This is a genomic window from Endozoicomonas sp. SESOKO4 (assembly GCF_024606275.1).
The window spans coordinates 1-18,070 of sequence record NZ_JAHHPS010000482.1; the positions used below are offsets into that span (position 1 = coordinate 1).

Here is an 18,070-nt window from a genome sequence, read left to right on the forward strand (position 1 = left end):
CTGCTGAAAGCGCTGGGTGTCAGGCTGACTATTGCAGCCTGATCTGGTGAGTGCTTTCAACCAACCATTGATCGTTTTTTAACCACTTATTTGCAGTTTGTTATTTCCCTGAAGTTCGGAAAACCACCCAAAGGTTAATCCCAGACTTATCCACAACCTCTGGGGATACTTTTAGAAGACAGCTGACTTTAATGATAACCTGAACAGTTCAAATAGGCCGCCGCTCCTGTTAACCCCGGATGTTCAGACAATATGAGCCATGTTGGTATGCCAGACATGTAGTCTTTCATCTTGTCTCTGTTCTCAAAGGCTTTCCGGAATGTTCCCCTGGCAAACAGCGTTTTCACTCTTGGGATAATTCCACCCGCAATATAGACACCGCCCCTTGCTCCCAGAATCAGTGCCGCATTTCCGGCGGTATTGCCGAGAATCTCAAAAAAGTGGTCCAGCACTTCATAGGCCAGAGAATCATTTTGTTCCAGAGCCTGAACCGTAATATCTGCCGCCTGTAGTTTATCCATCCGACCATCGAGACTGGAGTGCGCTTCATACAATAATTCCAGACCTGAGCCAGAGAGTATTCTCTCAACCCCCAACAACCCCCCAACCTCTTTTCGGATGAATCGCCAGACACTAATATCTCTTTCCGTAGAAGGTGCAAAGTCGGCATTGCCGCCTTCTCCGGGCAGAGCCTGCCAACCCACAGGGGTTTCGATTAATCCACAAAGCCCCAGACCGGTTCCCGGGCCGATCACCAGCTTGACGGCATCAGGATCAACGTCCAACTCAGGCCCAACAGGCATGAGTTCGTTTGAAGGAAGGTGAGGAACCGCCAAAGCCTGCGCGGCAAAATCATTGATCAGCGCCATCACTTCCAATTCAAAGTCCTGTTTGAACTGTTGCTGATCAATTTTCCAGTGGCTGTTAGTGAAACTGACTTTTCCGTCCACGACCGGACCGGCAACGGCAAGACAAACTCTGGTAATGGTTTCAACGCCCTGATTTTTCAGGTAGAGCCGGACGGCATCTTCAAGATCGGAATAATCAATACTCGACATTGTCTGAATACCTTCCAGCACCAGACTGTCAGGATTCACCAGAGCAAAACGGGCATTGGTACCACCAATATCCCCCACCAGAGATCGCAATACTTGAGTCATCCGATACTCCCGGGCCAACCGGCTCCATGACAAGAGAGGATGTCAGTATTATAATCCTGCGCCCGGATTCATGACCTGTAAGATTTTTACCCAAAGGCTCTCGGACTCTTTTTATGACAGTTGCTTCGGAACATTCAACCACTGGCTATGACGCCCGATTTGGAGGCAGCCGCCGTCTCTATGGCAGCGATGCCGTAGACAGGCTGAAACAGTCCCATATCTGCGTCATAGGTATTGGCGGAGTCGGCTCCTGGGCAGCAGAGGCTCTGGCCAGAACCGGGGTGGGCAGCATTACTCTGATTGATCTGGATGATGTTTGTGTCACTAACATCAACCGTCAACTCCATGCCACCACCGAAACGATTGGTCAGTCCAAATGTGAAGTGATGGCCAGCCGCATTCAGTCCATTAATCCGGACTGCCAGTGCCATGTCATTGAAAACTTTATAACAACCGAAAATGTGTCTGAGCTGATCAGTCAGGACTTCGATTATGTACTGGATGCCATAGACAGTTTCAGAATCAAGGCTGCCCTGATTCATCACTGCAAAAGAAACAAGATTCCAGTGATCACAACCGGTGGTGCCGGTGGTCAGGTCGATCCCACCCAGATACAGATTACCGACCTCACCAAAACCTGGCACGACCCTCTGGCAAAAAAAGTCAGAAATCATCTGAGAGACTTCCACGGCTTTACTAAAAACAACAAGCGGAAGTTTGGTGTCGATTGTGTCTTTTCTTCAGAACAGGCGGTTTATCCTCAGCCCGATGGAACGGTATGCCAGCAGAAACCTTCGGATCTGGGGTCAACAAAAATGGATTGTGCCAGTGGTTTTGGTGCCACGACCGTAGTGACGGCTACGTTTGGCTTTGTGGCCGTCTCTCGTATCATTAAAAAAATCATCGATAAGAAAATCTGAGTAACTGACGGAATCGAATATTTCTGGCTCATTGGGCAGGTAACTAATTGCCCCATTCTATATTGTCTTTCATTTCTTCCGGGAGTTGATTACTTTTGGCTTTTTCGAGCGCTTTGCGCATTTTCCGTGAGTCTCCTTCGCTCAGCTTTTGGGTGCCTTCTTCAATGGGTGCAAACATCTTTTCAATCCGCTCTTCCATATCTTTTGCCAGGAGCAGAATTTCAATTCTACGATTGGAGCTGGCTTCAGGGTTTTCAGGGTTGCGCAATACCCGGTCAGCCATACCCAATACCATCATAATCCGGGACTCTTCTAATCCTCCGAAAACCAGCGTTCTTCTTGCAATCTGAGCCCGGGCTGATGACAGCTCCCAGTTTGAATAGTCATTCCTCTGAAAGCCAGAGCTGTCAGTATGCCCGCTTATCATGAGGTTGAAAGAAAGTTTGTTCAGAATAGGGGCCAGTTCAAGCAGTAAATCCTGAAAAAATGGCTGCAGTCTCGCCCTCCCCTTTTCAAACATATCCCGCTTGTTATTGTCCAGAATGACAATGCGCAAGCCTTCCGGTGTTTCCTCCAAATAAATGTAATCTTCATATCTTCCGGCTGACTTACTGCCACCGATCAATTTTTGTAATTCATCGGACAGCTTGTCGAAAATCAGCGTGTTATTCAGTGTTTTGGTGTTTTGGTCAGCAATAACTTCAGTGTCTTCCCTGCCTTGTTTGCCTGGCCCCGGTTTGGGAATATCCACCACAGTATTTGCTACCCCAAAATTAATGGGCTTGGAGCTGCTTGGATGGCGGAATGAGCCCGGATCTTCAAAATAGGTCGCAATGGCTTTCTTCTGCTCCTTATCAGTGGCACTCATAATCCACAGTAGAAGAAACAAAGCCATCATGGCAATGGCAAAATCAGCAAAGGCTACTTTCCATGAACCTCCATGATGACCATCACCATGACCGCCATGCTTCTTTTTGATGACAATAACATGACCTTTGCTCATTGGCCGTCCAGTAACTCTTCCAGTTCACCGAAAGTGGGTCGTTTGTCTGAAAAAAGCATTTTTCTGCCAGAATCAACTGAAACAATGGGAGGAAACCCGGACTTGTTAGTGCCCAGCCCCACCTTAATGCATTCAAATGCTCTTATTTCCTGATTGATTGAGTGACCAATGGCCGTTGCGCATGGTCCAACCAGTCCGTAGGCCATAAATATGCCAAGAAAAGTCCCTGTCAGAGCCGCAGCAATCAATCTGCCCAGTTGATCCATCGGGCCATCTATCGCGCCCATCGTAATAACAATACCCAATACTGCTGCCAGAATACCGAAGCCCGGCAAAGCATCCGAAATCAGCTGCAGAGCATCTGCCGGACGCATCATTTCTGACTCCATGGATTCAATTTCTTCCTCAATAATGGTTTCGTATTCGTGGGGTTCAATGCCGTCTACCAGTGACAGCCTGAGGTTTTCAGCAATGAAGTTATAGATATGAGGCGTCTTCATAATCAGAGGATATTTTGAAAAAACATCACTGTTTTCAGGGTTTTCTATGTGCTCTTCAAGGGCCTTACTCCCCCCCTTTTTTTTCGCCATATTAAATAATGTATACATAAGGGAGAGCAGCTCATCATAATATTCACGATTAAAACCTGAATTGTTGACGGTATAAACCAAGTGCCGTCCCGCCGCTTTCACAACGTTAGTTGGGTTGGCAATGATGAATGCCCCCAATGCTCCACCACCAATCATCACTATTTCTGCGGGCTGCCAGATAGCCGCCATTTCACCACCAGCAGCCATAAAACCACCAAAGATGCAGCCAAGCTGGATCAGTAGCCCCAAGATTTTCATAGCATTAGTCCCTGTTCCATTCTTCCAGCAGCGAGCGCAATCGTAAGACAGCCTGACGGTGTAACTGACAAATACGGGCCTCCGTCAGGTCCAAAGCTTCTCCAATTTCTTTCATATTCAGTTCATGAACGTAATAAAGATTCATCAGATGTTGCTCTCGTTCCGGCAGCTCCTGTAATGCTTTTGCCAGAGCTTTACTGCGCTCTCCACCCATGGCAACCACTTCTACAGAGTCGTCATCATTGATCTCTATGATTCGGCTGTCAGACTCACCCTGCATCAGCCCATCCAGACTCAACAGACTGTCGGAACTACTGCCCTGTAACATACGGTGGTATCGCTCAAGACTGACGCCAAGTTCTTCTGCAATTTCGGACTCGGACGGAGCCCGTCCCAGGTTTGTATTTAACTTCTGGATGGCATTACTGATTTTCTGCCCGTGTTCCCGGTCTGTTCTGCTGCGCCAGTCCCACTGTCGTAGCTCATCAATCACTGCGCCTCGAATCCGGGTTTTGGCAAACTGTTCAAAGGGGACTTTGCGACCCGGATCATAACGACTGGCAGCATCCAGCAGACCCATCATGCCTGCTTGCAAGAGATCATCCCGGGAGATGTTGCTGCCCAGACTGCTGGCCAGATGCAGCACAATCTTCTTAACCAGGGACAAGTGCTGCTTAACCAGAACATCCCGCTGATTTCCTGCCTGTTGGCGATAAGCGTTAAGTCCTTTTTGCTGCATGTCTGCCACTAAGCTGCTACTGAATCACAAGATCCGTAATCAGACAGTCATCCACCCTTGCTCCCACCCTCTCTTTGTCCAGCAGTGCATTCACTCTTGCCAGCGTTTCAGCGCGGATAATCTCTGTGACGCCCCCGGCTTTAACCTGTTCATAAGAGAGAGAGCCCAGGTAGTTGATGACTTCATTACGAATAAGTGGCCGATAAGCTTCCAGTGTTGCGATCACCGTTTCATCCCGTACCATCCATGACAGTTTTATCTGCATATATCGAGGTCGGGCATCACTTTTAAGAGTGATAATAAACGGCTCAAGCATCATAAAACTGGGTGGCGCCAATGCTGCCACTGGTTGCTGCGGTTGCTGTTGCTGTTGCTGTTGCGGTTGCTCTTTAGGAGCCATCATTGTCATTGCTACAAAACCGCCACCACCAGCCAGCAACAGCACCAGAAGAATAATGATGATGATTAATAACTTGCTGTTGCCTGAATTTTTGTCTTCAGAGGCACTGCTTTCCTTTTCATCTGCCATGAGTCCAAAAACTCCTTTTCCGATGATCTGTTAAACGAAATGATCCAATAATCTGCCGCCATGAACCCTGAATTGTTCCTGGGCACTCTGATAACCCTTTGATTCATGACAACCATCGGCGGTGGGCAGGTATTCTGAAGATTGTTCCGATGTATCGGCCTCTTTCTGGCTACCCACATCCACTGACATTTGCCCCAGAGTCAGTGATTCACTATTAAGAGCTTCCCGCAGGCGATCGCCATGAAGCAGCAACAAGTCTCTGGCTGCCGGTGTTGCCGTTATCGCCTGAAGGCTGACAGCGTCTCTATCAACGCTCACAGTCAGCGTTACCCGGCCTAATTCCGGTGGGTCTAAGCGAAACTCCATTTTCTGCTCACCCTGCTTAATCATCTGGACCACTGTCTGCCCAAACGGTCGCTGGGCTAGTTCAGGTTGCAGGAAAGGTTGTTTAACTAGAGGTGACTGAGCGGCTGATGATGGCTCAGTCATCTGAATTGAAACAGAATGTTGTGGCGCCTGATGAGCAATGGCCGTTATTGACTCAGATTGTTGCATCAATACAGGCACTGTTTTTAGAGTGGCCTTTCGCTCCATTTCAAGATTGAACAGAGGCTGCGGAGCTGGAATTTCTTTTATTCCATTGTGATTTTTTATCTCCGGCACTTTGGCTTCTGCCAGGATTTGATCCGGTTTTAATGTGACTTCCGGCCTGAGCTTTTCTGTTTGGTGATTTACCTCCAACACCTGATTAACATCCGTTAATGGTCTTTGAGCCTGAGTCGCCCTCTGGGTGATAACCGGAGTCAAAGAGACCTCTGATGCCCGGGTTCGGACAGGCAGCTGGAGTTTTGCAGCCTTTATGGGCATTGACACATTTGAATCGGGTCGTTCAGTTACCCCTTCTGTTAAAGAGGTATTTTTTATCTCCACAGTGGCCTGTTCAGGTTTTTTCTCGCTTGTCACTATTGGCAAGTGTGTAACGGGAAAATGCTTTGTCCGTTCTGAAGCCCCCGGGCTTGCCAAAAGCACATCTGATTTTGCCTGCCAATTAACAGGCAACAATTGTGGAGATAAAAGCTCCGGAGATAAAAGCTCTGGAGAGACTAACTCTGTGGCTGCAGATTCTATTGAGGAAAACTGTTGAAGAATGGTGTCAAACGTCAACTCTGAAGAGGTTGTAGCTGCCTGAGCAGCCGCCATGACCTGCGGTTGGGCACCCTCAACCGACGGCACCGAACCGGACAAAGATAACAACGAAAAAACTGGCAGTCCCTGATTTTCCATTCAAACCGCCCCGTTACTGGATAGTTGCCATCGCAGCTTGAGGTGTGGAAATATAAGTCCAGGCTTCCTGAATTTCTTTTAACAGCCCCATCACTTCACTGATAGCGGACACATCATTACCTGTATTGGCATCTGTTAAACGTCTAATACAATAGAGATATAACGATTGAAGATTGTCGGCTAAGTCACCGCCTTTTTGAAAATCCAGTGACTGTTCCAGTACCAGCAGAATTTCGATGGCAAGGGAGAGTCGATCCGACTTGTTGGTAAAATCTTTTCGCTCAATGTAGTGGCTTGCCTTAGCCAGATTGTCCATCAGTTTAGTAAACAACACACCCACCAGCTGAACAGAATCAGACGCTTCTACACCTGCTTTTTCCTGTTGTTTATAAGCACCCAGACCTTTTTGCTTCATGACCCCTCCATGATCAGGAATTATTGTTATTCAGACTATTCAGACTGCTGGTGATCCAATCACTGGTTCCACTCAGTGATGCCAGAATACTTTCCATCGTCAGGAACTGATTCTGGTAATAACTGCGGGTTCGTTCCAGTCTCAACTCCAGTGCGGCACGATCATCTTCAATATCACTCAAGCCTTCATTAATCCTGTCTTCCCGACTGTCAAGCGTTCCGCTACTTTCAAGGTGAGGTGTGAGAACGGCTGCCAGTTGACTCATTAAGCCATCTTCACCGGCCAGCACTTCTGCCAATTCATCAAAGTTGTTAGCCAGAGCTTCATCCAGACTATCGGAATCCAGATTTAACGAGCCGTCTTCGGTGGTTGTCAGCCCCAATTGCCCGAGCGTTCTGAATGTGTCACCGTCTTCACCGTATAAAGAGCTGATGACACTTCTCAACTGTCCCTCAATAGCCCGGGCCTGGGCATCACCATTAAGAGGCCCCGCTGTAATACCGTTGAAATCCGTCAGGTTATCAAGGGTAGACTTAACATTGTTCCAGGCATCCACAAACCCCTGCATAGACTCTTTCAGGCTGTCTTTGTCTATGGAAATATTTACGGTTACCGGATCTGTGCTGACGGCTTTCAAATCAAGCGTGACGCCATCAATAAGATTTTCGAGCTGGTTATCTTCGGAAGTAATAGTGATGGCAGAGGCCCCTGAACCAAACCGTATGCTGGCATCGACTGCCACCTGCAAGTCGGTAAAGGATCCCAGAGTTTCTGATCCACCGGAAAGGCCACTGAAATCACTCGTTATGGTGTTTGCTGCGCCAGATTTCTCGCTAGTCAGCATAAGACGTTGCTGACCGCTTTCATTGATAATTGTTGCCTGCACTCCGGAGTTATCAGCAGCATTGTTTATGGCATCACGTACATCAGTCAGGCTCTCTGTTCCCGGTTCGATAACAACAGAGAAGCTTTCACCGTTAACCGAGAGGTTGACCGTTCCGGAACCAACGGTGGCATCTGAAGCAATAGATGTGGATACCGTCTGATGGCGGGTGGCCAGCTGATCCACATAAAACTGATAACTGCCTGCCCCGGCGCTGCTGGAAACAGTTGCACTCAGAACTGACTCATTACTGATGCTGACTGCCCTGGGACTGAATTTACTGATGCTGTTCAGGCTTTCTATCTGGGTATTAAAATCATCCAGAGCAGACTTTAGCGTCCCAACAGCAGAGAGTTCCACGTTAAAGGCCTCCTCTCTGCGGGCATAACGGCTTTCGGTCGGAGCACGCTCAGCCTCCACCAAAGCGTTCACCATGGAGCTCACATCGAGTCCCGAGAAAATGCCATTCAAACTGAACATAATCAGCCTCTGATTAATGCCTGCTTTTATTCAGTCGGCACTGCTTTGAGAAACATAACCGAATAACAGACAGCTCTATAAAAAAATGGGAGCTGGTTAGCTCCCACAAAGACGATCAGCATTAAAGCTGACTGAATTTTACAAACTGTCCTGAAGCGATTATCGCAGCAGAGACAGAATGTTCTGAGGTATAGCGTTAGCCTGAGCCAACACAGCAGTACCGGCCTGTTGCATGACCTGATACTTACTCAGATTCGCTGTTTCTGCAGCAAAATCAGTATCCACGATACGGCTTCTGGAAGCACTCAGGTTTTCACGGATATTTGAAAGGTTATTGACGGTAGTGGTCAGTCGGTTTTGGGATGCACCAAGACTGGCCCGAACAGCGTCGTAGGCGGCAATATCGACATCCAATGCACCCACTGCCGTTTGAGCTGTGGCGGCATCGGTAAAGGTAACAGCCGTCAGCGCAACGGCAGTAAAATTGAGGTCTATGTTATTGGTGGTAGCATCGGTATAGTCAACGGCAATTTCGACAGTACCTGCACCAAGAACGGTTGTCCCGTTAAACTCAGTCGTTGAGGCAATACGGGTAATCTCAGCCAGTTGAGCATCGTATTCGGCTTGCAGGGCAGTCACATCAGCAGCCTCATAGGTACCACTTGATGCCTGCAAAGCCAGATCCCTCATACGCAGCAAAGAGTTAGTGATCTCGCTCATAGCACCTTCAGCAGTCTGTGCCATGGAGATGCCATCGTTGGCATTTCGGATAGCGACACCCAGTCCACCAATTTGTGCAGCCATTTTATTCGCAATCTGCAAACCGGCGGCATCATCCTTAGCACTGTTAATACGCATACCAGAAGACAGACGCTGCATGGCGGTCTGAAGACCCGTCTCAGTCTTACCCAAATTACGCTGGGCATTCTGAGAGAAGATATTGGTATTTACGGTCATTGCCATTTTACTAATTCCCTATTCAGGTTTAATCGCTTGATTACTTCAACGTACTGCCTGTTGATAAGTACCACTCGGAAGGGATTCTGAATTTCTTAAATAGAGCTGCCGTTTTTTTTAATTAATCGCGTAAGGAGAATATTTAACAAAATTTGTCATTTCTTTAAGTCGTTTTTAAAGTAAAAAAATGTTTTTATATATTTATAACGCATTTATTTTTATCCAGAGGAAACCCCATGACACCGGAAGTTGTGGCAGACCTTTTTCGTGATGCGCTGACCCTCATTGTTCTGATGGTCTCGGTAATTGTGATGCCCGGACTGCTGGTTGGCCTTGTGGTCAGCACACTGCAGGCAGCGACTCAAATCAATGAACAAACCCTCAGTTTCCTGCCCCGTTTGCTGGCGACACTGGTCACTATAGGCCTCACTGGCCCCTGGCTGATTCAGGAATTTATGGATCTGTTTCTCCGGTTGTATGAATTTATCCCGGAGATGCTGGCCTGATGGGGACCTTTACCTTCTCTGAGGTGGTAGGCTTGATCGGTCAGTATCTCTGGCCATTTTTTCGTATCGGTGCACTCTTTCTGGCGATGCCCATTATCAGTAGCCAGGTAGTAGCACCCAGAATCCGGGTTATTCTGGCGATGGGCATCACTATTATTGTTGCCCCTATGTTACCTGCGGTGCCCGCTGTTGAACCATTATCGGGTGCAGCCCTTTTGATCACTGCACAACAGCTGGCTGTCGGGCTTTTAATGGCGATGGTACTGCAAATCTATTTCGCTATTTTCACCTCCGCCGGTCAGATGCTCTCCCTGCAGATGGGTCTGGGTATGGCGGTCATGTTCGATCCGATGAATGGCGCCCAGATTCCGGTTATCAGCCAGGTATTCCAGCTACTGAGTTTCCTGATGTTTCTGGCGGTTGATGGGCATCTGGTCGTCATTTCTATTGTTGTAGAGAGCTTTAATACCATTCCCATTGCACCCTTTTCTGTCAGTCAACTGGATATTCACCAAATGCCCGCCATGGGCGGCTGGATGTTTGCCAGCGCACTATTGATGGTTCTACCTGCCATTGTTGCCTTATTAATTGTCACTTTCACCTTTGGTGTCATGAACCGCTCAGCTCCGCAATTCAATATTTTCAGTCTGGGTTTTCCTCTGACCATGCTGGCAGGCATATTTATTCTGATGCTGATCAGTTCGACCCTGAACGGTGTCTTCACGCGATTGACTCAGACCGTTCTGGCAATTCTACGATCTCTGGTTCTTTAGGTATTTCAAGATGGCAGAAGAAGGACAGACCGGGGAACGCTCAGAAGAACCCTCAGAACGAAAACTTCAAAAGAGCCGTGACGAAGGTCAGGTCCCCCGATCCCGGGAACTGGTCACCTTTGCCCTACTGGCTTCAACTCTGGCCGCTTTCTGGCTCAGTGGTGGGCTCATTCGTGACCAGCTGTTTCAGGTTATGCACAAAAGCTTCAGGTTTGAAAGAGACGCATTGCGTCAGGAAAGCTGGCTAACGGAGCACCTGATCATCAGCATAACTCAGGGCTTCTCCGGCCTGCTGCCCTTTATGTTGATTGTCATTCTGGCTTCAATAGCCGCTTCAGCGGCTTTAGGAGGCTGGATATTCTCAAATAAACAGATACGACCCAAGGCTGAACGCATCAGTTTCTTCAAAGGCATTAAACGCATGTTTTCTGCCAACTCCATGATTGAGTTGCTAAAGTCCATTGCCAAAATCTCGCTGCTGGCTTTTTCTCTCTGGCTCATTAATCAGTGGTTCTTTCGGGATGTACTCTGGTTGAACCGGCTGCCGCTCGTTCATGCAGTGTCAGAGGGGCTGAGCCATCTGGCCATGGCCATCACAATTCTGGTCAGCGCCCTGCTGCTGATCTGTTTTATCGATGTGCCTTTTCAAAGATGGAACCACATGAAAAAACTGCGCATGACACACAAGGAAATGCGTGATGAAATGAAGGAGTCTGAAGGTCAGCCAGAACTTCGTTCAAAACTGCGAGAGAAGCAACAGGAAATTGCTGGCCGCAGAATGATGCAGGCCGTTCCTTCAGCAGATGTAATAATCACCAACCCAACTCACTTTGCTGTAGCTCTGAAGTATGATCTGGATAAGGCCAGAGCCCCTTATGTCGTGGCAAAAGGAGTTGACCGGGTAGCCCTGCGCATCTGTGCTGTAGCGCGGGAATATAATAAACCGGTGGTACAGTCTCCGACGTTAACCCGGGTGATTTATCATACGACACAGTTGAATCAGGAAATAGCCGACGACCTGTTTTTGGCCGTTGCTCAAATTTTGGCTTACGTCCATCATCTGAATGACTTTCAGGCCGGACGCAGAGGCAAGGCACCCGATTTACCAATACCGGAAATCCCCAGTGCCTTCCGGGAAAAATGGGATAAAAAGAGACAATGATCAAGGAAGCTCAACGTCTGCTATACATGATGTCGCCCAAAAGCGGCAACCTGAATATCGGGATTCCGCTGATCGTTCTGATGACGCTCGGTATGGTTACACTGCCCATGCCGCCTTTTATGCTGGATGTATTCTTTACCTTCAACATCGCATTGTCGCTGCTTATCCTTTTGGTCAGTATCTACACACTTCGGCCTCTTGAATTTGCCGTGTTTCCAACCATCCTGCTGGTTTCCACTTTATTGCGCCTCGCCCTGAACGTGGCATCGACCCGGGTCGTTCTCCTCAATGGACACACCGGCAATGGCGCTGCCGGAAAGGTGATTCAATCCTTTGGTGAGGTCGTTATTGGCAACAGTTACGTCGTCGGACTGGTGGTGTTCTTTATTCTGGTGATTATCAACTTTGTCGTGGTCACTAAAGGCGCTGGTCGTATTTCTGAAGTGACCGCCCGCTTTACTCTCGATGCTCTGCCAGGCAAGCAGATGTCCATCGATGCAGACCTCAATGCCGGCGTTATTGATCAGCAGGAAGCGCACGACCGGCGGGAAAGTGTACGTCGGGAGGCAGACTTCTACGGCTCAATGGACGGTGCCAGCAAGTTTGTCCGGGGCGATGCTGTGGCCGGTCTGCTTATTCTTGCCATCAATATCATTGGTGGAATGCTGATAGGCACCATTGGTCAGGGGTTATCCGCCGGGGAAGCCTTTGCTGTTTATTCTCTTCTGACGATTGGTGATGGCCTGGTGGCTCAGATTCCTTCGCTGCTTCTGTCCACCTCTGCGGCTATCATGGTGACCCGTGTTTCTGAATCTGCAGATGTGGGGCATCAGGTTTCCGAGCAGATGTTTTCTTCTCCAAAAGCTTTGGGCCTTACTGCCATGATTTTAATGGTGATAGGTATTGTTCCCGGTATGCCCCATGTGCCCTTTCTCAGCCTGGGCTTAATTGTGGCTTTTCTGGCCTGGTGGACCAGCAAAAGTCAGAAGGATGATCCCGAATCCAGCCCGACTCAGGCCAATACAGAAGATGTTGGTGAATCTACACCCTGGTCATGGGGAGATATTCCCCCGGTAGATACCCTGGGGCTTGAGCTGGGATATAAACTCATTCCTCTGGCAGATGAAAAACAGGGTGCACAATTACTCACTCAACTTAAAGGCATTCGTAAAACCCAATCCCGGGAGCTGGGCTTTCTGATTCCCAGTGTGCACGTGAAAGATAACCTGAACCTGAAACCAGACAGCTACAACATCTTGCTCAAGGGTGTCATTGTCGCCGAAGGACAGATTGAGCCTATGCGTTTATTGGCGATCAATCCCGGTGAAGTGTTTGGTGAGATAAATGGTATTGCCACTTCAGAGCCTGCTTACGGACTGGAAGCACTCTGGATTGAAACTTCCGAGCGGGAACATGCTGTTGGACTTGGTTACACGGTAGTCGACGCTGCGACAGTTATTGCTACACACCTTAATAAAATTATTGATGAACACGCCAGTGAGCTGCTTGGGCATGATGAGGTGGTGCAACTGCTGGATAAGCTGACGCACTATTCCCCGAAACTGGCTGAAGATCTTATTCCCAAGAAACTATCCATGAGTGTGTTTTCCCGGATACTCAGAGATTTGCTGACCGAAGATGTCTCTGTCAGCGATATTCAAACCATCGCCAGCACCCTGCTGGAATCGTCTGAACGGATTACAGAACCACACTTGCTGACCTCTGAAGTTCGTATTGCCCTGCGGCGCAGCATTATTCAGAACCTGGTAGGTAACACCTCTGAAATACCGGTTGTCACCATGAGCTCAGAGCTGGAACAGATCATTATGCAAAGTTACCAACAGGCCCGACAGAGTAACGACTTTTCCCCTGACACACTGCCACTTGAACCACGAATTGCGGAGCAACTGCAGGTTCAAATGCCAGAAGTTTCTGCCAACCTTGCTGCTGAAGGAAAAGTGCCTGTTATGCTGGTCAATGCATCACTTCGCCCGGCCATGGCCAGATATGCCCGCTTATGTACCGAGGGCATGCATGTGTTGTCGTTTAATGAAATCCCTGAAAATAAAGAAGTCATTGTGGTAGGCAAGATTGGCTGATTGTCTTTATCAGCTAATAGCGGTATGTTTTTTAATAACAAGAATTATCTGGTGATAAGCCAGTTATATGGAATTTCCCATGGAACGGAAATCTTTATCAGACAATACCAAATCCAGCCTATCGGGTGAAACAAAGACTCGCCGTATTCACCCGCCTTCAAAATTCAAGGATCTGACAACTTATGATCTGACAAACCCGGATTATAAGATTCATGACCTTTTGCCAACCCTTGAACTGATCTACCGGCGATTCTCCCAATTATTTCGTCACAGTCTCACTGCTGTTTTTCGTCGACCGGTAGATGTTCATTTTGAATCTGTAGATTCCCTGCAAATCGGTGATTATCTGCATCAGGAAGATATACCTGATGTGCAGTATATCTACCGCTCTACAACACTGAAGTGTGCTGGTTTCATGGCCATAGAGACACCGCTTTTATATTCTCTTGTGGACATTTTTTTCAGTGGTACCGGCGAGTTTCACGAAAGCCATGAAGAGGAGCTGACTAACGCCGAGATTCGCATCATGGAACGCCTGCTAAAATCTGCAGCGGATGATCAGACCGAAGCCTGGAGTAGTATTCTTTCTTTCAAAATACGCCTTGCTGAAAATCATAACCGCCCCATTTCCACCGTTTTTCGCTCGGATACCGAGATTATCCTGTTGAGTCGCTTCACTATTTCCCTGGGCTCCACGGAAAGCCCATTTCATATCATCATGCCTTATCAGGCTCTGGAACCGGTTAGAGAAAAGCTGCAGGCCTTTAAATTCACTGAACAGGACCCCACCTGGCAACGTAACATGATGGCCGGGGTTATGCAGGCGCCTTTGGAAGTCTCTGCCCGATTATGCGAGTTGAAGCTGAGCCTTCGCGATGTGCTAAGGCTGAAAGCCGGACAGATCATTCAGGCAGATATTCCCAGCAGTGTCACGGTCAAGTTCGCAGGCATTCCAGCTTACCGTGCTGACGTCTGCACTGTGAATAATATGCTGGCCATGAAAATTCTTAAATCTCTGTATTCAAAAGAGACAGACTAAAGTCTGACCGAGGAAGAGACGTTTATGAGTAATGAAGAAAATGAAAACGAGCAGGAAATGGCCTCGCCACAACCTGCAGAAGATGGTGTCAGTCTTCAGGACAGTCTGGAATCAGAAACCACCTCCAGAGAGTTAGAAGATACCAACAACCTGCCGCAGTCAGTCAGTGACTTGGGCATGATTCTTGACATTCCGGTGACACTGTCTCTGGAACTGGGCAGCACAGAAATAAACATTGGTGAGCTAATGCACCTTAATAAAGGCTCAATTGTTGAGCTGGAAAAAGAAGCCTCCGAGCCTCTGGAAGTGAAAGTCAATGGCACTCTGGTAGCCTACGCCGAAGTTGTGGTGATCAACGACAAGTACGGCATTCGCCTGCTGGATGTAATCAGCGAATCAGAACGTCTGAAAAAACTGGCCTGATCTGTACTTATGAGGTCGCTGATCTATGCCCTTTGTGGCCTGACTTTGCTCCTGACTTCGTCACCCATCTGGGCGCAGGAAGGCTTTCCATTAATGACAGTCACCAGTAATGGTGATTCTCAGGAATACAGCGCCAGTCTTCAGATTCTGATTCTGATGACGGCACTGAGCTTTATTCCTGCTGCACTGTTAATGATGACGTCTTTTACCCGGATTATTATTGTTCTGGCAATTCTGCGTCAGGCTCTGGGCTTACAACAGACACCGCCCACTCAAGTTTTATTGGGTATAGCACTGGCACTGACCCTGATTATAATGCAACCATTATTTGGGGTTGTTTATGCCCAAGCGGTTGAACCTTATCTGGATGACCATTTAACACTGATGGAGGCTTTAAAACAGGCAGGCATTCCAGTCAAAGATTTTATGCTGCGCCAGACCAGAGATACGGATCTGGAATTGTTTTATCAAATTGCCGATACCACTCCACCGATAAATGTTGCAGATACGCCTTTCTCCATCGCCATTCCCGCTTTTGTGACCAGTGAATTGAAAACTGCTTTTCAAATTGGCTTTGTTATCTACATTCCCTTTCTGGTGATTGATCTTGTCGTTGCCAGTGTTCTGATGGCCATGGGCATGATTATGCTGTCGCCCCAGATGATTTCGCTGCCTTTCAAATTGATGCTGTTTGTTCTGGTAGACGGCTGGGCCATGATTATGGGTACCCTGGCATCAAGCTTCTTTTAGCAGTTCATTTTCTATCATTCGGGCTTTATCACGAATAAAGCGAACCTGGGCATAGAGTTTGAGAATTTCTCTGTGAGACTGTTCTGCCTGCTGCTGTTCAAAGGAAGACCACTCGGGAACAGGAAGTTGTTTTAAATCATTGCCATGAATAAACGGTACCTGACTTTCTGTACAAATACTATCAAGCAATATCTTGCCAGTTTGTGAACGCAGGAACCGAAATAAAACAATAGAACTATTGAGATAAGTATTTTGCTTTAGTCGTAAAATAACAAAGGACTGATTAGCCACCCAGTTTAATCCACAGACATCGGGTACGATGGCGATTCGCCCCGCCTGTCCCTTAATGACCACAAGAACATCTCCTGGTCTCAGTAATTGTTGTTTTGCTCGTTTCAGCCCTTTTTCATCAACATGAATTTCTTTTTCAGGGTGCTCAACCTCTCCAGCCTCATTAATGTCATTGGCTGTCACTTCCAGAAAGGTCTGTTTTTCCAGATTATTATCACGTAGAGCCTGAGCTCTTATGATATCAACCAATGACTCTAAATGAGTGGCAGCGACGGGCTTGCCGAGTAAATCAATGCGTCGGGTGTCAGCACAATAATGTCCGGGATCGAGAATAACACTGCCCTGAATGAGCTGCCTTTTATCCACTTTTTTTGAGAAACGGGGGCTAGCCGTTTCCTCATTCATTTGTTCCAGAATGACATCGACATTATTCAGCTGAATTCTGGCTGCTCCTTTTTTGCGCACAGGAGTCGCTTTAAAATAATCACTGCTGGCGTCTATCAAATGCATATTGTTAGTAACTTGTCGTTTTGCTACAAGCACGTAGAGTGGTGTGGCCCGCCCGGGTAGCAGTCCTTTAGGCAGTTTAATAATAGCGTGCAGCCTGTTCTGTTTTAATAACCAGCGGCGAAAGGCAATATGATGCTCGGTATTTTTCTGAAGAAATCCTCCTGACACAGCAATAACAACCTGCTCTGAACAGCGCCAGAACATATGACGGATAAAAAGCATTTCTTCATTACGAACCCGGGTATCCAGCCGTTGGAAAATATCTCTGACTTCATTCACTTTGTAACGGCGGTCTGCTGTAAGAAGGCCTACCCCATGATCAAACTTTTGCAGTTGGCCCGATTCAAAAAAAGCAGGCTCAAGTACCGGATGCCCCTGCGCAATATGAATATCCGGATTAATCAGAACACTCAGAGCATCCAACTTACTGATAGAGGACTGCTCAGAATAAACCTGACCGGTAAGCGCAAGATCCGCTCCCAAAATAAAGCTATCGACATTGGGCAGATAACAACTGCCCCCTGATCCTGACAACGCTTGCAGCAAACCGCCAATGGCTTCGGGCAATGCAAAGGAGTGTGGTCTGAATCGATGATGTAAGGCCAGAGGAATCTCATTGTATTTCAGTAAATTATGCCTCTTTGCGGTCATCACTGAGTGGCAGGCTCGGGTAATTTCATCGACTGGGATCTGTTCAGGTAATTCATCTCCCTGTTGCCAGGCTATTTGCCAGATACGTTGATCCCTATTGGCAAAAGTCTCTGGTACTTTTCTCTGCCCGATTTCTCTGAACAGCTGCTCGAGTTCAGAATGTTTGTCTGGCAACTCCCGCTCGGGCAAAAACTCCAGTTCCGACAACCTTGCCCAGGCAAACAGCTGGCCAAGCAAAATCAGGTAAGCCTGGTACCAGTTTTTACTCTGTAACGTACCCGGAACAAGGGCATTAACGATGTCGCGGCTCATAAAATCATTCTCTGAAAGGGTTAATTTAATGGTTACTGACTAAATCATCTGCTGATTAATTAATTTTTTGATAAATCACCTAATCAGACGCTGATTAATGTATTCAGAAAAAAATTAGTGATGAATTCGAACCTTCCCAGTGCTGATCACTTCTGCATGGACAATTTTTCCGGAAGACCGGTTTCTTACCCGTATTGTTTCGTGTATTTCGCCATCATCCAGAGATGCCCCAGACATAGAAACCTCTAATCCATTACCGCCGGCAATAATCTGAACAATTTCCCCCTTGCGAATCACATAGTCTTTTTCAAGCATATTGGCTGAAATCAGTTTCTG

At 47.6% G+C, this 18,070-nt stretch carries 19 protein-coding genes; 8 read left to right on the top strand and 11 right to left on the bottom strand.

Annotation, left to right across the window (positions count from 1 at the left end; all coding sequences use genetic code 11):
- Positions 1–188: 188 nt before the first annotated feature.
- The gene (glk, locus tag KDK16_RS09225) at positions 189–1,160 is read right to left on the bottom strand and encodes a glucokinase (RefSeq protein WP_257275736.1); all 972 of its coding nucleotides are present in this window, start codon (positions 1,158–1,160) and stop codon (positions 189–191) included.
- A 113-nt stretch (positions 1,161–1,273) separates the two neighbouring features.
- On the opposite strand from glk, the gene tcdA reads away from it, so the two are divergent.
- Positions 1,274–2,080, top strand: coding sequence for a tRNA cyclic N6-threonylcarbamoyladenosine(37) synthase TcdA (gene tcdA / locus KDK16_RS09230; RefSeq protein ID WP_257275737.1), 807 nt, complete (start codon positions 1,274–1,276; stop codon positions 2,078–2,080).
- Positions 2,081–2,123: 43 nt separating this feature from the next.
- Here the strand turns inward: tcdA and KDK16_RS09235 are convergent, their stop codons facing one another.
- The 8 genes from KDK16_RS09235 to KDK16_RS09270 all read right to left on the bottom strand — a co-directional run bounded on the left by KDK16_RS09235 (position 2,124) and on the right by KDK16_RS09270 (position 9,218).
- Positions 2,124–3,083 (bottom strand): flagellar motor protein MotB, encoded by a 960-nt coding sequence (locus KDK16_RS09235; RefSeq protein WP_257275738.1) that lies wholly within the window; start codon positions 3,081–3,083, stop codon positions 2,124–2,126.
- Positions 3,080–3,931 carry a flagellar motor stator protein MotA gene (gene motA, locus KDK16_RS09240; RefSeq protein ID WP_257275739.1) on the bottom strand — a complete coding sequence of 284 codons (852 nt, stop codon included), beginning with the start codon at positions 3,929–3,931 and terminating at the stop codon, positions 3,080–3,082. Before motA ends, KDK16_RS09235 begins: the two co-directional genes overlap by 4 nt.
- Before the next feature lie 4 nt (positions 3,932–3,935).
- Positions 3,936–4,670 carry a sigma-70 family RNA polymerase sigma factor gene (locus KDK16_RS09245; protein WP_257275740.1) on the bottom strand — a complete coding sequence of 245 codons (735 nt, stop codon included), beginning with the start codon at positions 4,668–4,670 and terminating at the stop codon, positions 3,936–3,938.
- Between the two features lie 16 nt (positions 4,671–4,686).
- Entirely contained in the window at positions 4,687–5,199 is a 513-nt protein-coding gene (gene fliL / locus KDK16_RS09250) for a flagellar basal body-associated protein FliL (RefSeq protein WP_257275741.1), read from the bottom strand.
- A 30-nt stretch (positions 5,200–5,229) separates the two neighbouring features.
- Positions 5,230–6,483 carry a flagellar hook-length control protein FliK gene (locus KDK16_RS09255; RefSeq protein ID WP_257275742.1) on the bottom strand — a complete coding sequence of 418 codons (1,254 nt, stop codon included), beginning with the start codon at positions 6,481–6,483 and terminating at the stop codon, positions 5,230–5,232.
- Positions 6,484–6,496: 13 nt separating this feature from the next.
- Positions 6,497–6,898 carry a flagellar export chaperone FliS gene (gene fliS, locus KDK16_RS09260; RefSeq protein WP_257275743.1) on the bottom strand — a complete coding sequence of 134 codons (402 nt, stop codon included), beginning with the start codon at positions 6,896–6,898 and terminating at the stop codon, positions 6,497–6,499.
- Between the two features lie 13 nt (positions 6,899–6,911).
- Positions 6,912–8,261 (bottom strand): flagellar filament capping protein FliD, encoded by a 1,350-nt coding sequence (gene fliD, locus KDK16_RS09265; RefSeq protein ID WP_257275744.1) that lies wholly within the window; start codon positions 8,259–8,261, stop codon positions 6,912–6,914.
- 159 nt (positions 8,262–8,420) lie between these two features.
- Positions 8,421–9,218: a flagellin gene (locus KDK16_RS09270; RefSeq protein ID WP_306670779.1), complete on the bottom strand. Its 798-nt coding sequence runs from the start codon at positions 9,216–9,218 to the stop codon at positions 8,421–8,423.
- A 236-nt stretch (positions 9,219–9,454) separates the two neighbouring features.
- Here KDK16_RS09270 and KDK16_RS09275 point away from each other — a divergent pair, with 236 nt between their 5' ends.
- The 7 genes from KDK16_RS09275 to fliP all read left to right on the top strand — a co-directional run bounded on the left by KDK16_RS09275 (position 9,455) and on the right by fliP (position 15,970).
- Positions 9,455–9,724 (top strand): flagellar biosynthetic protein FliQ, encoded by a 270-nt coding sequence (locus tag KDK16_RS09275; protein ID WP_257275747.1) that lies wholly within the window; start codon positions 9,455–9,457, stop codon positions 9,722–9,724.
- The gene (gene fliR, locus KDK16_RS09280; protein ID WP_257275748.1) at positions 9,724–10,497 is read left to right on the top strand and encodes a flagellar biosynthetic protein FliR; all 774 of its coding nucleotides are present in this window, start codon (positions 9,724–9,726) and stop codon (positions 10,495–10,497) included. The genes KDK16_RS09275 and fliR overlap by 1 nt, the downstream gene beginning before the upstream one ends.
- 10 nt (positions 10,498–10,507) lie before the next feature.
- Positions 10,508–11,659 carry a flagellar biosynthesis protein FlhB gene (gene flhB, locus KDK16_RS09285; RefSeq protein ID WP_257275749.1) on the top strand — a complete coding sequence of 384 codons (1,152 nt, stop codon included), beginning with the start codon at positions 10,508–10,510 and terminating at the stop codon, positions 11,657–11,659.
- Positions 11,656–13,758 (top strand): flagellar biosynthesis protein FlhA, encoded by a 2,103-nt coding sequence (gene flhA, locus KDK16_RS09290; RefSeq protein ID WP_306670780.1) that lies wholly within the window; start codon positions 11,656–11,658, stop codon positions 13,756–13,758. The genes flhB and flhA overlap by 4 nt, the downstream gene beginning before the upstream one ends.
- 79 nt (positions 13,759–13,837) lie before the next feature.
- A complete protein-coding gene (locus KDK16_RS09295; RefSeq protein ID WP_257275750.1) occupies positions 13,838–14,797 on the top strand; it encodes a flagellar motor switch protein FliM in 960 nt (319 codons plus the stop codon).
- 24 nt (positions 14,798–14,821) lie between these two features.
- Positions 14,822–15,220 carry a flagellar motor switch protein FliN gene (gene fliN, locus KDK16_RS09300; RefSeq protein WP_257275751.1) on the top strand — a complete coding sequence of 133 codons (399 nt, stop codon included), beginning with the start codon at positions 14,822–14,824 and terminating at the stop codon, positions 15,218–15,220.
- Positions 15,221–15,229: 9 nt separating this feature from the next.
- Positions 15,230–15,970, top strand: a complete 741-nt coding sequence (gene fliP, locus KDK16_RS09305; RefSeq protein WP_257275752.1) for a flagellar type III secretion system pore protein FliP — start codon at positions 15,230–15,232, stop codon at positions 15,968–15,970.
- Here fliP and KDK16_RS09310 read toward each other — a convergent pair.
- Both KDK16_RS09310 and flgA read right to left on the bottom strand, forming a co-directional pair.
- The gene (locus tag KDK16_RS09310; RefSeq protein ID WP_257275753.1) at positions 15,956–17,734 is read right to left on the bottom strand and encodes an N-6 DNA methylase; all 1,779 of its coding nucleotides are present in this window, start codon (positions 17,732–17,734) and stop codon (positions 15,956–15,958) included. The genes fliP and KDK16_RS09310 overlap by 15 nt on opposite strands.
- A 114-nt stretch (positions 17,735–17,848) precedes the next feature.
- Positions 17,849–18,070: flagellar basal body P-ring formation chaperone FlgA (gene flgA / locus KDK16_RS09315; RefSeq protein ID WP_257275754.1), on the bottom strand; the 222-nt coding region annotated here is incomplete at its 5' end.

Excerpts from the sequence above, each read along its gene's own strand:
- glk (WP_257275736.1), bottom strand. The coding sequence starts at position 1,160 with ATGACTCAAGTATTGCGATCTCTGGTGGGGGATATTGGTGGTACCAAT.
- tcdA (WP_257275737.1), top strand. The coding sequence starts at position 1,274 with ATGACAGTTGCTTCGGAACATTCAACCACTGGCTATGACGCCCGATTT.
- KDK16_RS09235 (WP_257275738.1), bottom strand. The coding sequence starts at position 3,083 with ATGAGCAAAGGTCATGTTATTGTCATCAAAAAGAAGCATGGCGGTCAT.
- motA (WP_257275739.1), bottom strand. The coding sequence starts at position 3,931 with ATGAAAATCTTGGGGCTACTGATCCAGCTTGGCTGCATCTTTGGTGGT.
- KDK16_RS09245 (WP_257275740.1), bottom strand. The coding sequence starts at position 4,670 with ATGCAGCAAAAAGGACTTAACGCTTATCGCCAACAGGCAGGAAATCAG.
- fliL (WP_257275741.1), bottom strand. The coding sequence starts at position 5,199 with ATGGCAGATGAAAAGGAAAGCAGTGCCTCTGAAGACAAAAATTCAGGC.
- KDK16_RS09255 (WP_257275742.1), bottom strand. The coding sequence starts at position 6,483 with ATGGAAAATCAGGGACTGCCAGTTTTTTCGTTGTTATCTTTGTCCGGT.
- fliS (WP_257275743.1), bottom strand. The coding sequence starts at position 6,898 with ATGAAGCAAAAAGGTCTGGGTGCTTATAAACAACAGGAAAAAGCAGGT.
- fliD (WP_257275744.1), bottom strand. The coding sequence starts at position 8,261 with ATGTTCAGTTTGAATGGCATTTTCTCGGGACTCGATGTGAGCTCCATG.
- KDK16_RS09270 (WP_306670779.1), bottom strand. The coding sequence starts at position 9,218 with ATGACCGTAAATACCAATATCTTCTCTCAGAATGCCCAGCGTAATTTG.
- KDK16_RS09275 (WP_257275747.1), top strand. The coding sequence starts at position 9,455 with ATGACACCGGAAGTTGTGGCAGACCTTTTTCGTGATGCGCTGACCCTC.
- fliR (WP_257275748.1), top strand. The coding sequence starts at position 9,724 with ATGGGGACCTTTACCTTCTCTGAGGTGGTAGGCTTGATCGGTCAGTAT.
- flhB (WP_257275749.1), top strand. The coding sequence starts at position 10,508 with ATGGCAGAAGAAGGACAGACCGGGGAACGCTCAGAAGAACCCTCAGAA.
- flhA (WP_306670780.1), top strand. The coding sequence starts at position 11,656 with ATGATCAAGGAAGCTCAACGTCTGCTATACATGATGTCGCCCAAAAGC.
- KDK16_RS09295 (WP_257275750.1), top strand. The coding sequence starts at position 13,838 with ATGGAACGGAAATCTTTATCAGACAATACCAAATCCAGCCTATCGGGT.
- fliN (WP_257275751.1), top strand. The coding sequence starts at position 14,822 with ATGAGTAATGAAGAAAATGAAAACGAGCAGGAAATGGCCTCGCCACAA.
- fliP (WP_257275752.1), top strand. The coding sequence starts at position 15,230 with ATGAGGTCGCTGATCTATGCCCTTTGTGGCCTGACTTTGCTCCTGACT.
- KDK16_RS09310 (WP_257275753.1), bottom strand. The coding sequence starts at position 17,734 with ATGAGCCGCGACATCGTTAATGCCCTTGTTCCGGGTACGTTACAGAGT.